The organism is Myxococcus sp. MH1 (assembly GCF_059738865.1).
Genome location: NZ_AP026947.1, coordinates 3360031 through 3374302 on the forward strand (window position 1 = coordinate 3360031; position 14272 = coordinate 3374302).

Annotated in this window: 12 protein-coding genes; all 12 read right to left on the reverse strand. The window is 72.1% G+C overall.

Going from position 1 to position 14272, the window contains the following annotated elements:
* Positions 1-6: 6 nt before the first annotated feature.
* The 12 genes from AC6JA9_RS13600 to AC6JA9_RS13655 are packed head-to-tail and all read right to left on the reverse strand — an operon-like array spanning position 7 to position 14156.
* Positions 7-2196, reverse strand: coding sequence for a hypothetical protein (locus AC6JA9_RS13600; protein WP_497959883.1), 2190 nt, complete (start codon positions 2194-2196; stop codon positions 7-9).
* Complete coding sequence (locus AC6JA9_RS13605; RefSeq protein ID WP_497959885.1) at positions 2193-4772, reverse strand: putative baseplate assembly protein; 2580 nt, start codon at positions 4770-4772, stop codon at positions 2193-2195. Before AC6JA9_RS13605 ends, AC6JA9_RS13600 begins: the two co-directional genes overlap by 4 nt.
* Positions 4769-7369, reverse strand: coding sequence for a putative baseplate assembly protein (locus AC6JA9_RS13610; RefSeq protein WP_223785029.1), 2601 nt, complete (start codon positions 7367-7369; stop codon positions 4769-4771). Before AC6JA9_RS13610 ends, AC6JA9_RS13605 begins: the two co-directional genes overlap by 4 nt.
* Before the next feature lies 1 nt (position 7370).
* A complete protein-coding gene (locus AC6JA9_RS13615; RefSeq protein WP_223751500.1) occupies positions 7371-7727 on the reverse strand; it encodes a GPW/gp25 family protein in 357 nt (118 codons plus the stop codon).
* 2 nt (positions 7728-7729) lie between these two features.
* On the reverse strand, positions 7730-8053 hold the full coding sequence (locus AC6JA9_RS13620) for a hypothetical protein (RefSeq protein WP_141328759.1): 324 nt from the start codon (positions 8051-8053) through the stop codon (positions 7730-7732).
* Between the two features lie 2 nt (positions 8054-8055).
* Positions 8056-8604, reverse strand: coding sequence for a phage baseplate assembly protein V (locus tag AC6JA9_RS13625; protein ID WP_141328757.1), 549 nt, complete (start codon positions 8602-8604; stop codon positions 8056-8058).
* A complete protein-coding gene (locus AC6JA9_RS13630) occupies positions 8601-9743 on the reverse strand; it encodes a hypothetical protein (RefSeq protein ID WP_223751501.1) in 1143 nt (380 codons plus the stop codon). Before AC6JA9_RS13630 ends, AC6JA9_RS13625 begins: the two co-directional genes overlap by 4 nt.
* Before the next feature lie 7 nt (positions 9744-9750).
* Positions 9751-10041 (reverse strand): hypothetical protein, encoded by a 291-nt coding sequence (locus tag AC6JA9_RS13635; protein ID WP_046712450.1) that lies wholly within the window; start codon positions 10039-10041, stop codon positions 9751-9753.
* Positions 10042-10067: 26 nt separating this feature from the next.
* On the reverse strand, positions 10068-10709 hold the full coding sequence (locus AC6JA9_RS13640) for a hypothetical protein (protein WP_223751502.1): 642 nt from the start codon (positions 10707-10709) through the stop codon (positions 10068-10070).
* Positions 10706-10978, reverse strand: a complete 273-nt coding sequence (locus AC6JA9_RS13645) for a hypothetical protein (protein ID WP_141328751.1) — start codon at positions 10976-10978, stop codon at positions 10706-10708. Before AC6JA9_RS13645 ends, AC6JA9_RS13640 begins: the two co-directional genes overlap by 4 nt.
* Positions 10975-12957 (reverse strand): ATP-binding protein, encoded by a 1983-nt coding sequence (locus AC6JA9_RS13650; protein WP_497959886.1) that lies wholly within the window; start codon positions 12955-12957, stop codon positions 10975-10977. The genes AC6JA9_RS13645 and AC6JA9_RS13650 overlap by 4 nt, the downstream gene beginning before the upstream one ends.
* Positions 12954-14156 carry a Pvc16 family protein gene (locus AC6JA9_RS13655; RefSeq protein ID WP_223751504.1) on the reverse strand — a complete coding sequence of 401 codons (1203 nt, stop codon included), beginning with the start codon at positions 14154-14156 and terminating at the stop codon, positions 12954-12956. The genes AC6JA9_RS13650 and AC6JA9_RS13655 overlap by 4 nt, the downstream gene beginning before the upstream one ends.
* Positions 14157-14272: the final 116 nt, after the last annotated feature.

A 14272-nucleotide genomic window follows, 5' to 3' on the forward strand; every position in this document is an offset into this window, starting at 1 on the left:
GTCTCCTCAGGTCACGAAGAAGAACCCGGCCTCGAGTCCGAAGCGCAGGTAGTCGGTCAGGCTGGCGCGCAGGTTGGCCTCGCGCTGCGGTTGTTGGAGGTGGTGGAACACGCCCATCTCCCCCTCGTCACTGGCACCCCGGCGGATGCCCGAATCGGTGTCGTCGCGGAGCTGGCAGTAGCCCGGCTCCAGGTAGCGGTCCGACGTGAAGACGGGCTTCACGCGGCGCTCGAGCTCCAGCCGCACGTCCTCGGGCGTCCCTTCCGCGTACGCGGGCTGGCAGCGGAAGCGCTGGGGCACGTGCGAGCCGGGCGGCACGTAGCAGAAGCGCATGCAGCCCTTCTGCCGCTGCACCACGTTCACCCGGCCCGTGAAGAGGCTGTCGCTGGCCAGCTCCAGCACCGTGGTCTCCACGGTGCCGAGCACCGTGCTGGCGAGCACGTGGAGCGTGCCCGTGAGGCCCTCCGCCTCCAGGTCCTCCTCCTCGGGGAGCAGCGGCCCCGGAGGTGTGGGCAGTCCCTGGAGCGCGGGGCCTCCCAGCCCGTCCACGATGCAGTCCTCCAGCCGCAGCACGGTGGCGCGGCCCGTGCGCACGGGGCCGGTGATGCAGCGATGCAGGAGCACGGTGCAGTCGCCGTCCTTCTCGCCCTTCACCACCAGGCTCGGCTCGGTGGTGCGCGGCTGGCCGTCCGGCAGCAGGTCCTGTCCGGGCACGAGCGTGCAGTGGCGCAAGTCCAGCGTGGCGTTGTCCGCGGCCTGCACCTCCAGCACGCCGCCGCGCACGAGCAGTCCGCTGAGCACCAGCGTGGCGCCCTCTCCCAGTCGTATCAGCCCCCGGCCGCCCTGCAGGTCGATGACGGGGCGCTGGAGGTTGGCGGCCCGCAGCTCCAGCCGCGAGCCCACCGCCACGTCCAGCGTGGCCAGCGGATAGCGCTCGCTGTCGAGCACCTCCACCAGCGCGTCCCCGCTGGCGCTGCTCGCGCTCAAGGCCGAGGCGAGCGTGGTGTAGGGGCCCACGCGCGTGTCGACGCGCCAGGCGCCGCGCTGCTCCAGCGGGAGCAGCGTCTCCTGGCGGTCATAGAAGCCGCCGCCCACCTCGCTGCTGAAGCCATACGCGTAGCTGACCGACAGCGCCGTGGGCACCGGCAGCCCCTCGGCGAAGGCGAGCCGCCCGTTCACCGGGTCCACCGCGACGCGGATGCTCCGGTTCACCGGCGGCAGGCTCGGGTCCAGCGGCGGGTAGGGCAGCGTGGCGGGCGGGCGGTGCCAGGTGGACAGGTCACAGATGAGGACCTCGTCCGGGGAGATGGCCTCGAACGCGCCGGGCCCCGCGTCCAGGTGGAGCGTGAAGGGCGGGGTGGCGCCGAAGTAGCGCTGCTCGGGCGTCTGGCCCCGGGCGAGCGCGGCGCGGCGGGCCTCCAGCTCGTCATACAGCGGCCGGCGGCGCAGCGGCGTCGGCACGTTGGGCTCCCCGGCCAGCGAGCTGAGCGTCGTCTCCGACTGCGGCAGGTTGAACAGGTGCGTGTCGCAGCCGAGCGCGTCGAAGCGGAAGAGCCCCTCCTCGGTGGCGCCGGGCTCGGAGGCCGGGAGCACCCGGTACGCGGGCGCGAGCACGACGGGATAGGACTCCAGCCGCCAAAGGAAGAGGCCCACGTTGGGCAGGTTGTGCTGGCCGCGCTGGTTGTCGATGTGGCGCACGTCCACGGTGCGGGTGGCGTTCTCGAACGGGGTGCCCACCAGCTCCAGCGCGTTGGCGTCGCGCAGGTCCGGCGTGCGCAGGCTCGTCAGGCGCGGGTGGTTGAGGTACTGCGTCGTGCCCACGCGCTGGAAGAACTCCACGGCGCGCGCGGGCCAGCCCGTCACGTCGCGCGCGAGCTGCTCCAGCATGGCCGCGGTGCCCTTGCGGCGCCGGTACGCCAGGGTGTTGGCCACGTAGGCGCGCTGGCTGAAGAGGCCCGGGTCCACGGGCACCAGGTCGCGCACCTTGAGCAGGTCGCCGATGTACGGCACCACCCACTCCTGGCACGTCTCGATGAACCAGTTGTCATGCAGCTGGCCGATGTCCTCCTCGAGCGCCAGCAGCTCGTGCTCCATGATGGCCAGGAGCGCGCGCAACGGCTCGCCCTGCAGCGTGTCCTTGGCGCGGTGGATGGCGGGCAGCAGCTTGTACAGCCTGTCCCTGGGCGAGGGCGTCACGGGCTCACCTCCAGGTCGTGCACCAGCGTCACGCCCCGCCGCTCACCCTGGAGCGACGGGTCCAGCAGGAGCAGCTGCGCGGGCCGCAGGAGCGTGCGCTCCCAGCGGGCGCCGCGCGCGCGAATCACCGAGAACAGCTTCTGCTCCGGGATGAAGGGCGTCGTCGGGTGCAGCCGCTCCAGGTCCACCATCACCACGCCCGGCACGTCCTGGAGGACGCGGATGACCTCCGCGCCGCTCACCGCCTGGGCGAACTGGCGCCGCTCGAAGGAGAACGCCTCGCGCAGCGCGGCCTCCGCCCGGGCGAGCACGTCCTCGGGCAGGTAGCGTGTGTCCAGCCGCAGCCGGGCCTCCACGGCGAAGTAGAGCCGCTCGTAGGAGGAGAGCGCGAACTGGCGCACCGGGTCGTGGTGCGCGCGCAGGGCCTCCTCCAGGCTCTCGTGCAGCTGGGTCCCCGGCTCCACCGGCTCGCCGTTGTTCGCGGCCACGGTGACGTGCACGAGGATGCGCTCGCCGTTGGTGAGGTCCGCGGCCTGGGCCTTGCCGATGCCCGCGAAGGTGGAGGCGAAGTCCTCGTAGTCCTGCAGCGACACCACGCGGCGCAGCGTCAGCACCGACGCGGGGGCGTTGTCGCGCGCCTCGTCACGCGACTCCGGCGCGGCGGCCCCGGTGGCGGGCAGCGGGTTTCCCACCTCGCGGATGCCCAGCGGGCGCACCTTGAGGAGCGCGAGCTGCCCGGAGTCCACCTCGCCCTCCGGACCGATGCCGGAGCGGTACACCGCGGTGATGTTCTCCTGGCCCGTGGGCAGGCGCGCGCCGGACACGCCGTCGCCGAACGTCACCACCACCGTGCCGTCGTCCTGCAGGCGCACCATGTAGACCTCGGCGCGCTCGTCCTGGCCGAAGAGCGTGGGCACCTCCTTCCACAGCACGCCGTTCACCCGGATCTCCAGCGTGCTCTCTCCGCCGGTGTCGGTGGGCGCCGCCACGTAGGTGAGCGGCGGCTTGCGCAGCACGAAGCGCTGATGCGTGCGCGAGCCGTCACCGCCGCCCAGCACCTCGCGCACCGTCTCGCCGTGCGTGGAGGGCGCCACGTTGCCGTGGATGAGCACCGTGTCGCGCACGAGCGGCGCGGCCAGGGGCTCCTGGAGCACCAGCCGCGTGCGTCCGTCCGGGAGCGCCTCCGCGCGGTCCAACGCCACCACCTGCCGCAGCCACTCGCCCGACTGCCCGTCCACGAGCGTCCTGCCCTCGATGAGCAGCACGTGCTGGGGCTCCAGGCCCGCCACCGCGCGGTCCAGCTCGATGGAGTCGCCCTGCACCGCGTCCGTCCGCGGCATCTCGCCGATGGGCAGCTCCTCGCTCTGCGCGAGCACGACGGTGCTGCGCAGCGGGAAGTAGGACAGGTGCTCGTTGGTGTCGAACGTCAGCCGCGTCACCTTGGCGGTCATCGTGAAGTCTTCACGTGCCCAGGGCTGGATGTCGGTGATGCGGTAGAGCTCCACGTAGCGCGACTTCCAGAGCGCCACCCAGCTGCCGTGCACCAGCGTGGGGTACTCGCGGTCCAGGTCCACGATTCCCTGCACCGCGGTGGTGTTCTCGAACTGGGGCCACTGGGTGAAGCGCCCGTCGCCGGGGCGGTAGTCCGGGTTGTAGCGCTGCTTGATTTCGTCCGGCATCGCCTTGAAGGACGGCGCGTTGTAGCCGAACAGGTTGCCGCGCAGCCGCAGCACGAAGGCGCGCGGGTGGTCCGCCGGGTCCATGCGCGGCGTCTCGCTGCCCAGCCCCGGCTCCCACGTCACCACGGTGTGGTTGAGCTCGGGCTCCTTCGGGTTCGGCACCTGGGTGACGGTCTTCACCCAGCGCAGGTCCCACTGCTCGCTGCCCGGCTGGCGCTCGCGCTCCTCGCCCACGAGCAGCAGCGCGTCGCCGGGCTGGATGCCGGGCTGCAGGCCGCGCAGGTACAGCGTGCTCTCCCCGCGCAAGAGCGGCTGGGCTTGCGTCCTGGGCACCCGGAGCAGGTTCCACTCCGCGCGCGCCTCCAGCGCCTCGGTGGTCTCGAACGTCTGGGGCCGCGCGTCCTGGCCGGGGATGCTGAGCACCTGCACGCCCACCGGCACCTGGACGCGCGAGGGCGCGCCGGGCGCCGTCTCCACGGTGAAGACCAGGTGCGTGCTCGCGGCGACGCCGGGCTTGAGCTCGTAGCCGAGCTGCCGCGCCAGCTCCAGCACCGAGCGCCGCTCCGTGGCGGTGCGCAGGAAGCCCTCGTTGGCGATGCGCTCCTGGTAGAACGTCAGCACGTCGGCGGCCGTGGCCCACGCGTCCAGCATCGCGATGGACAAATCCTCCGTGCCGCGCGTGGACAGCGCCGCCAGCGGCCGGGTGCCGGCGAACTCCCCGTCCGGCAGGAACTCCCGAGGCAGGCGCGCGAGCATGCGCTGGAAGAAGCTGGAGTGCGTGCCGATGCGGTACGCGAGCGCGGGCTGGCCGGGGCGGTTGTACAGCGGCGCCGCCTCCGTCGCGCCTTGCGCCTCGCACGCGTCGCAGTCCCCAGAGCCCTTGATGGACGTGCTCACAGGCCCCCCTGCATGTAGAAGTCGAGCTTGCCGTTCTCCGGCTGGCTCGGGTCATTGTCGAGCCGGGCAATCTCCAGCCGGTCCATGGCGATGAGCCCGTTCTTCCACTCGTCGCGAGGCACCTGCCCGAAGCGCCGGAAGCGCTGCGGCTTGCCCGGCGCGTCCTCCGTCTCCACCCACGCCACGCCGGGGACCTTCATCGCCGTGGCCACCAGCTGGCTCAGGTACACCGGCTCGCCGAAGGTGAAGTTGTCCGGGTGGAAGAACGCGCGACGGCCATCGGGAAGCTCCCCGTTGCCGAAGACCTCCAGCAGCGCGGCCTTCACGTTGGCGGCCAGGTAGCCCGGCAGCACGCAGACGGTCATCGCGATGTCCAGCGGGACGAAGAGGGGCGCGTCGACGCGCAGGTCGTACCCGGCCAGCCGGAAGCGCTCCAGGAAGGTGGTGAGCCGCTCGGAGAAGTCCGCGTCCACCGGGAAGCCGCCGCGTCGGTCCACGGTGATGAACATGGTGTGCCAGCTCCCCGTCCACCGCAGGCTGCCCACCGCGCGCTGCACCTCGGGGTGGCGCTGGGCCACCTCCGCGTAGTCCTCCTCCGTCACCGCGCGCTGCTGGATGCGGAAGGCCTCCGGCGCGTCGATGCGCACCCGCTCCACGGCCTCCGGCTCCACGCCGCCCTGCGCCGGCAGCGGGTTGCGCACGCGGAGGATGCCGTCGCGCCACGCGCCGCCCACGGGCGAGTACACATGCGAAATCGACTCCGCGCCCACGTTGCCCGCGACGCCGTTGCCGATGCGGTACGTGGCCGTCATCCCCACGCCGGCGCCGGGGCGCTCGCCGAGCACGTTGTCGCCGAAGCGCAGGCGGGCCCGGCCGTCGTCCTCCACCTCGGCCACCAGCTCCCGGCTGAAGCGGCCGCTGTTGAGCAGGGTGCGGCGCGGCACCCAGACGCGGCCGCTCTCCGCCTCGCGCAGCCAGAGCGCGGGCAGGGACTCCTCCGGCGCGGAGCGCAGCGCGGCGGTGGCGGACGCGGTGGGGTCCACCGCGCGGCCGCCCTCCACCCGCGACACCTGGGTGAGCGGGCCACGCGACAGTCGGGGACGGTAGCCCCCTGTCCCGGGCACGGCGGGCAGCTCCTCCGTCAGCGTGCGCCCATGGTCCACCAGCACCACGTTGCCGCGCGCCACGCTCACCGGCGCGGGCTGGCCGGGCACGTCCTCCTTCTCCCCGGTGGAGTCGTGGGGGACGGTGACGGTCCACAGGCACAGCTCGAAGGGCAGCGCGTCCTCGGTGTGCCAGGACACCTCCACCACGTCCACGCCGAGCAGCGGGTCCTCGCCGAAGGCCACCTGCGTCAGCCGCACCGCGTGGCGGCGGGACGGGTCCGCGTCCACGGCGCGCCCCGTCTGAGAGCCGCGCGCCTCCTCCAGGATGAGCACCTTGCCCTCGGAGAAGTTCTCCGGCGTGAAGGTCTTCTTCGTCGGGTCCGCGGGCGAGGGCGGGTTGAGCAGCGTGGCCGCCGTGGCGCCCCGGGGAAGGCAGCAGCGGTCCTCACCCCAGGTGTGGAAGGTGATGCGGCCGTGGCCCGAGTAGAGCGTGGTGGGGTGGAGCGACTCGAACACCTCCGCGCCGGAGACGATGGCGGCCTGGAGCTGCCGGGCGTCCACCACGCGGGGCGCGTCCACGGTGGTGAGGAACACCGTGCCGGGCGTCACCTCGGTGGGGCCGGCCAGCGTCGTGCCCTCGGCATCGGGCGTGAGGCTCACCGTCACCCACGCGCGGGCGTTGCCGCCGTCGTGCATGGGGTAGTCGAGCAGCCGCGCGTGGCGGCGCACGGAGGTGCGCTTGCGCGCGGTGCCCAGGTACGCCTCGGTGGCCACCGCGTCCTGGTAGTAGCTGAGGTAGTCGGCCGAGTAGGCCATCAGCTCCACCAGCGTCACGCCCAGGTCCGCGGGGTTGCGCTCCTTCCACTGCGGCGCCACCTCCGACAGCCGGTCGAGGAGCAGCCGCCGGAAGCTGGCGTAGTCGCGCGTGAGGTAGTCGAGGGTCGGGTCCACGCCGTCCGGCGTGACGGCGGACTTCGGCGGGGCGCAGTCGAACTCGCTCGGGCACTCCACCTTGAAGGTGAAGTCCACGCGCGACAACAGGGCGTCGAAGCCCTCCAGGGGCACCGTGTCCAGGAAGCCCCGCAGGAGCGCGAGCGTGTACGTGGAGAAGTCGCCGGAGGACGTGGTGCGCACCACCAGCGTCTGCTGCGTCTCCGTCGTGCCGTTCTCCACGTCCAGCGCCACGCGCCGCGCGTACTCATCGCGCTCGGCCTGGGTGGTGAGCGGGTCCGGCGGCGGCTGGTCCATGCGGAACGCGAGCGCGACGCCGATGTCCTTCAGGCGCACGCCGCCGGTGATTCCCACGTTGTCCGCGCTGATGGTGACGGGCAGCGGCTTGTAGCAGCGCACCCACAGCGTGCGCTGGCGCTCCAGCTCGAGGGTGGCGGCCTCCTCGTCCAGGACCTCCAGGTAGTCGATGCCGTTGAAGGTGGGGTGGGCCTCCACCAACCGGCGTCGCTGCTCGCTCTGGCAGACGTAGCGCGCGCCCATGTCAGAGCTCCCGTGAGAACTGCGCCGTCTGGCGCTGCTGGGTGCGGCGCACCACGTAGCGCACCGTCACCTGGAGGGCGGCCTCCTCGCTGTGCGTCTCCACCGCCTCCACCTGGATGAGGTCCCCCAGCCACTGCTGGAGCGCGCCCTGCACCAGGAACTGCGTGGCGGTGGCCAGCTCCGAGCTGTTGGGCGCGAAGACGAGCTGCCCCAGGCCCGTGCCGAAGGTGGGCCGGTTGACGCGCTCACCGGGCGAGGTGAAGAGCACCTGCTCGATGAGGTGCCGCACGTGCGTGTCCAGGTCCGCGTCCGCCGTGCGGCCCCGTCCATCCAGGCGATAGGGGAAGGCGATGTGCATGGTCAGGTCCCCCTCACGCGGACCTGCGTCATCACCACCTGCGGCGGCCCCAGGGGCGCGGCCCCCAGGGACATCCCCACGCTGTTCTGCAGGATGACGAACTGGCCCCCCACGCGCACGCGCACCGAGGGCACCATCCACTTCACCTGCACGCACGGCCCTCCGCTCTGTGGCGGGAAGGTGCAGCCCGTCACCAGGTACTGGTCCGCCATGGTGGCGACGAACTGCCCGCCCACCTTCACGCGCGGGTTGCCGGGCATCGTCTGCACCTGGCCCCCGTGCGGACACATCACCGTGGCTCCGACGTGGACGACGAAGGCTCCCATGGCTAGATGACCTCCAGCGCGCCGTTGTTGACGTTGACGCCCGTGGGGCCGAGCTTGATGTTGGCGGCGCCGAAGGACAGCTCGATGCCGGTGGCGCTGAGCACCACCTTGGCCGTGCCCCCGTGGTTGATTTCGATGCCGGCCGCCGTGAAGGTCGCCTTCAGCGGCATGGGCACCGCGGGCGGGCTCACCTCGATGCTCAAGCCCCCCGCGCCCGGCAGGTCGTCGAGCTTCACGGTGACGGCGTCCGTCTTCCACACCTTGGTGGTGGGCAGGCCCGGCGTGGCGGGCGCCTCGCCCTCGCCCCAGAAGCAGCCGGCGACGATGGGGTAGTTCAAGTCCCCGCGCTCGAACTCCACCCAGACCTTGGCGCCCACCGCGGGCACCGCGAAGAAGCCCTTGCCGCTGCCGCCGTACGGCATGCACGGCATGGCCCAGCCCAGCTGGCTGTCGCCCAGGACGGTGGGCACCTTCACCTGCACGCGGCCCATCATCAAGGGGTCGATGTTGTTGACGACCTCGCCGCGGTACTTCCCGAAGTAGGAGCTCATGGCGGCACCACCGGAGTGAGCGCCCCGGCACCCTCGCGCGTGAGGGTGAAGCGCTGCTTGTACTCACCGGGGCGGATGGAGTGGGTGACGTTGCGCACGTAGAAGAAGCCGTCGTGCTGGAAGCCCGCGCCGCGCACGCCGACGAGCCCCCGGGGACGCAGCACGTCGCCGTAGCGCGTGGCGTCCAGCTCCCCGGAGCCCGTGAGCACCTGGTCCGTGGAGGCGTCCGTCTGCCCCTGCGCCCGGGCGAACGCGGCGAGGTAGCCCGCGCCGTCCGGCACGTCCTCCAGCAGCGACGTGCGCACGCTGGACTGGGTGAGCAGCGCGGGCTGGCTCGCCAGCGGCGGGACGCGGAGGCTGGCGAAGGTCTGCACCGGCAGCGCGCGGCCGAAGACGATGGCCTGGCCCTTCACCGTGGTGGGCGCCAGCGCGTTGTACTGGAAGTCGAGCGAGTCCACGTTGGTCTGCGCGCCCAGGTTCACCGAGAGCGCCCGCTGGGGGATGCCCAGCCGGTTGGGCGGGCCCCAGTACGCGGTGTTCATCAGCGGCGCGGGGCCGGGGGTGACGTGGAAGACGTAGCCGTAGCGGCTGGCCATCTCCTGCAGGTAGGCGTAGTCGGTGCCTCGGAAGACGGGCGTGCGGTAGATGGGCAGCGGCACGTCCAGCGTGGGCGGCGGGATGATGACCGGCACCAGGCCGTACTGCGCGTAGCCCAGCACGAGCTGCGCGATGATGATGGGCTCCACCTGCGCGGGGTGCTCGTGGACCTTCTGCTCCAGGTCCATGGCCACGCTGATGTCCTCACCGGTGACGGTGAGCGTGGAGGCGCCCGGCTGATGGGAGGGCGTGAGCGTGCGGTGGGTGATGATGCCGTCGAAGAGCACCTGGGGCACCACGTTGAACGTCACCAGCAGCACCACCCGGTTCATGGGCTTGAGCAGCGGGTGGCCCACCAGCCCGTAGTCGAGCAGGTCCATGGCCCCCGCCCGGCCCACGCCGAAGGTGAGCTGGAAGCCCGAGCGGCCCTCGTCGTTGTGGGTGACCTCCACGTTCTGGAGGGCCTCCATGAACGACGCGGGCGCGGGCACCGCCACCGTGGGGCCCACCAGCAAGGTGAGATGGATTCCCAGCAGGCTCATCGGGCGCTCAGAACTCCGGCATGGCGATACGCACCACGGAGCCCGTCTCCCGCATCAGCTCGAAGGGGTTGAGCGTGTCGTTGGCGTCGCACACGCGCCAGAAGTGCTCCGGGTCTCCCAGCGTCCGGTGGGTGAGCAGGTCCAGCCGGTCTCCCTCGGTGACGGTGACCTCGGCCAGGACCTTGAGCGCGTTGCCCGCGGGGATGAAGCGGCGGCGCTTGTAGGCGGCCACGCGCCCGTCGGGCAGCGTGAGGGTGGCGGTCTCGAGATTCGCGTAGCGGCTGGTGGGGTCGAGCATGGTGACTCCCGGGTGACGAAGGGGCTTCAGCGAGGCAGCGAGGCGTTGGCCACGCCGGAGACGCTGCCGACGACGGCCAGGGCTTCCTTGACGACCTGGTGCGTGAGGAAGAGGGCGTAGCCGGGGTGCGTGAGGGGCAAATCGTTGTACGAGAGCACGCGCAGCCCCAGGGACACCTTGGCGCGGATGGGGTTGAGGTTCGGGTCGAAGGCTTCCTCGGTGATGGTGAACTCGGTGAGCTTCACCGGCAGCACGCGCTTGGGGCCCCAGACGAAGAGCGTCAAGGGCGCGGTGGCGGGGACGACCTCCAGCGTGCCCACCTGCATCAGCACGGCGTTGAGGATGACCTGCGCGGACTTGGGGTAGACGAGCATCTCCAGCGAGGACAGCTGCGGGTAGATGCCCACGCTGCCGGCCAGCGCGTCCCCCTGGGCGAGCTGGTCCGTGGCGTCTATCTCCACCTCCACGCGGATGTTCTCCACGGGCGCGCCCTTGAGCCTGAGCGCCTCCGTGCGGTCCCCGCCTTCGCCCGACATCTGGGGCGTCAGCGTGCGCGTCATGGTGTCCGGGTTGTATTGGAACACCACCAGGCTCGCGACGGGGTTGAACGGGTCCAACCCGACGATGGCGCCGCGCTGCGTGCGCGGGGTGCGAGGGAACGAGCTCATCGCGTCGGTCCTCCCTGGCCCAGGCCCGCGTACACCGCCTGCGCCACCTGGACGCCCAGCGACTGGGGCGCGGCGTGGGGCCTCGTGTGGATGGCGCCCGCGTCCACGCGCGGCACGGCGCCGGACAGGCCCTGGGGCAGGCCCCGCTCGGTGAGCAGGCGCGTCAGCTCCACGCGCACGGCCTCGCCCACCTGCTCGCGGTGGGAGGCGGGGACGCCGTGGAGCACCAGCTCGTCGATGTGCAGGCAGATGTGTCGTGGCGTCGTCATGTCCACCCCGAGACCTCGGCCTCCGCCAAGGGCTTGTCGAGCTTGCTGAACTCCGAGCGCACCGCGCGCTGGAGGTGGGCCATCCGCACCGGCTCGTTGGCGTCGGCGGCCAGGAACGCGGCGTTGAGGGCGATGGTGCGGATGTTGCCGCCGGTGACGCTGAGCCGGGCCAGGCGCGCGACGTCCAGGCCTTCCGTCGGCGTGGCGGCGGGGAACATGCGCCGCCAGATGTCCGCGCGCTGGGCGGCGTCCGGGAAGGGGAACTGCAACACGAAGCGCAGCCGGCGCAGGAAGGCCGTGTCCAGCGCGTCCTTCATGTTGGTGGTGAGGATGGCCAGGCCCCCGTACGACTCCATCTGCTGGAGCAGGTAGCTCACCTCGATGTTGGCGTAGCGGTCGTGGCTGTCGCGGACCTCCGAGCGCTTGCCGAACAGGGCGTCGGCCTCGTCGAACAGGAGGATGGCGCCGCCCTCCTGCGCGGCGTCGAACACGCGGCGCAGGTTCTTCTCCGTCTCGCCGATGTACTTGCTGACCACCTGGCTCAGGTCGATGCGGTAGACGTCCAGGCCCAGCTCCAGCGCGAGCACCTCCGCGGCCATCGTCTTGCCGGTGCCGCTGGCGCCGGCGAACAGGGCGCTGATGCCCAGGCCGCGCGCGCCCTTGGAGGCGAAGCCCCACGCCTCGTACACGCGCGTGCGCTGGCGCACGGCGGCGGCGATCTCCTTGAGGATGGCCTTCTTGTCCGGCGGGAGCACCAGGTCCTCCCAGCCCGCGGTCGGCTCCAGCCTGCGCGCCAGGTCCTCCAGCCGGGGACGCGACTGCACGCGGCAGGCGTTCCAGAGGACCGCGCCCAGCGCGCCCTCGTCGTCGAAGGGGCCTTGCTCGCGCACCTCCAGGCTGGCGGCGCGGATGGCGTGCAGGGGCAGGTCGAACTGCTGGGTGATTCGCTCCAGCGCGCCGTTGAGCAGGACACCCTCGGGCCCGAGCGCTCCGGTCCACAGCGCCTGCTGTTCGACTCGCGTGGGCCGCTTCACCTCCAGCGGCAGCGACGCGCGGCCTCTCAGGCGCATGGGCTCGCGCGCGGCGAGGATGACCATGCCCTGCACCTGCTCGGCGAAGGCGCTCGCGGCGCGGAGCGACTCGGCGCTGGTGCCGTCGTCACACTCGATGAGCAGGCCGCTGCCAATCAGCAGGGCCTCGCGCTCCCAGAGCCGGGCGAGCATCCCTCGCTCCTCGGCGCCGAGGGGGAGCTGGCTCGCGCGCGCGACGTGGAGCTGCAGCCCCAGGGCCGCGCAGGCGGTGCTGGCGATGGCGCGCGCGCCTTCGGACTCCACGCCGCACAGCTGGATGACGGCGGCGCTCGCCTCGCGCTCCCAGAGTCGGTACATCCGCTCGGCGAGCTCCTGGTGCGAGGGCGGCGGCGGGGCCTGCGCGGGGACGGGCGAGACGAGCTCCTGGAGCCGGCGGTCCAGGTACGACAGGCCGGTGAGGTAGTGGAGGACGCGCTCGTCGATGCGCAGGGGACTCGTGGTGAGGCCGTCTTCCGGCGCGAGGGTGAGCAGCTCCCAGCGGCGCAGGGCGGCCACGGGGGTGAGGGCGCTCCAGTGCGCGTCCGGCAACATCGACAGGGCCAGGCCGAACGTGGGCCAGGGGCGCCGCGGGTCCCGGTTCACGGCGGCGAACAGCGCCCCGAAGCCGGTGCCCAGCTCCACGCTCGCGCAGCACAGCAGGATGTCGCGCTCGAAGGGGGAGAGCTGGAAGGTCTCGCACAGGTTCTCCAGCGCGGACGGGGCCGGCATCGCGGAGCCCGCCTGCGCGAGCGCGGCCAGGGCGGCGTCGATGTCGCTCCCCTCGGCGGGGAGGGACTCATCGCCCGTCGCGCGCACCTGCTGGAGCAGCCGCGCGCGCACCACCGCGAGCGCGGCGGTGAGCTGACGCTGGTTGGCCTCCTGCCAGGTGGTCGGCGCGGAGGTGCTCATGTGACGCTCACCCGCTGGGTGGGGTCGAACACGGGCGGGGTCTGGCTCCGGTCGATGAGGAGCGAGTCCACGCCGTCCACGCGCAGCCGGACGTGGTGGTCGCCCGCGTTGAACCCGCGTCCGGTGAAGGTGAGGTTGTCCACGGCGGCGACGCGCTCGGGCGCGGGGAGTTCCTGGCCACCGAGGAGCAGGGACACGCGCTGGTCCGGACGGACGTGCGGGCCGAAGGTGGCGGTGAGCGTGATTTCGCCATCGGGGCCGCGCGGCACGGGCGAGGGCGCGAGCGAGAGGATGCGCGGGGCGAGCGTGAGCGGCAGGGCGGGAGAGGCGTGCTCGACGCCGTTCGTGTCGGTGACGATGACGGACACGGCGTAGGTGCCCGCGGGCCAGTTGACCGCGTCATTCGGGATGGAGGTGGTGAGCCGCGCGGCGGTGACGTCGGCGGCGGGACGTGTCACCGGCGTGGTCCAGAGCGGATGCTGGAAGCGCACGCCCACGGTGTTGCCCGCGAGGTGGTGGCCGGTGAGCACGAGCACGTCCCCCAGGCGCGCGCTGGCCTGCTGCTGTGGAGGCGTGATGGCCTCGAGCAGGGGGAAGGGGGGCAGGGTGTCCGGCTGGACGGAGAGGACGGGACGCAGCACGGGGAGCGGCGTGGCGCGCGGACGGGTGCTCTCGATGAGGACGACGGAGACCTGGTAGACGACGGAGACCCGGTACTGCGTCTGGAACATGGTCCAGAGCTTGGAGAGCTCCTCCAGGGAGAGCGGCTCCGAGGTGATGCGCACGCGCTCGGCCTGGCGGTGGAGGTCATTGCCGGGGACGGCGACGCGGAGCTCCTCGGACCCGAGCAGCGGGTGGTCGTGGAGGACGCTCATCGCCTTGCCGAGCAGCTTGTGGCTCTCCACGTCGTCATCGGACGGGGCGTAGGGCGTGAGCAGGTACGTGAGCCGCAGCGCGAGGGGCGGGAGGCCCGACTCGCCGGGCTTCACGTGGGGCGGGAAGGTCGTGTTGCGGAGCGCGGCGTCGTGACCGACCTGGAAGAGGAAGAGGTTGAGCTGGTGGTGCGTGGCGTCCCGGGCGCGGGCCTTGTCCGGAGGCAGCGTGGTGACGGTGACGTCCGGCGTGTCCACCTGGAGGTGGTTGAACAGGAGGGTGCGCAGCGTCGCCGTCACCGTCGCGATGGAGAGCGAGTTGCTCATCGTCCACCTCCCAGGCGAGGCGCGAGGCGTGATGCATGTCGTGCGGCCATCCCGGGTCGGAAGAGATGACTCTTCGCCTGCCCGGACGCCCCCCGTGACGCATGACGCGTGGATGA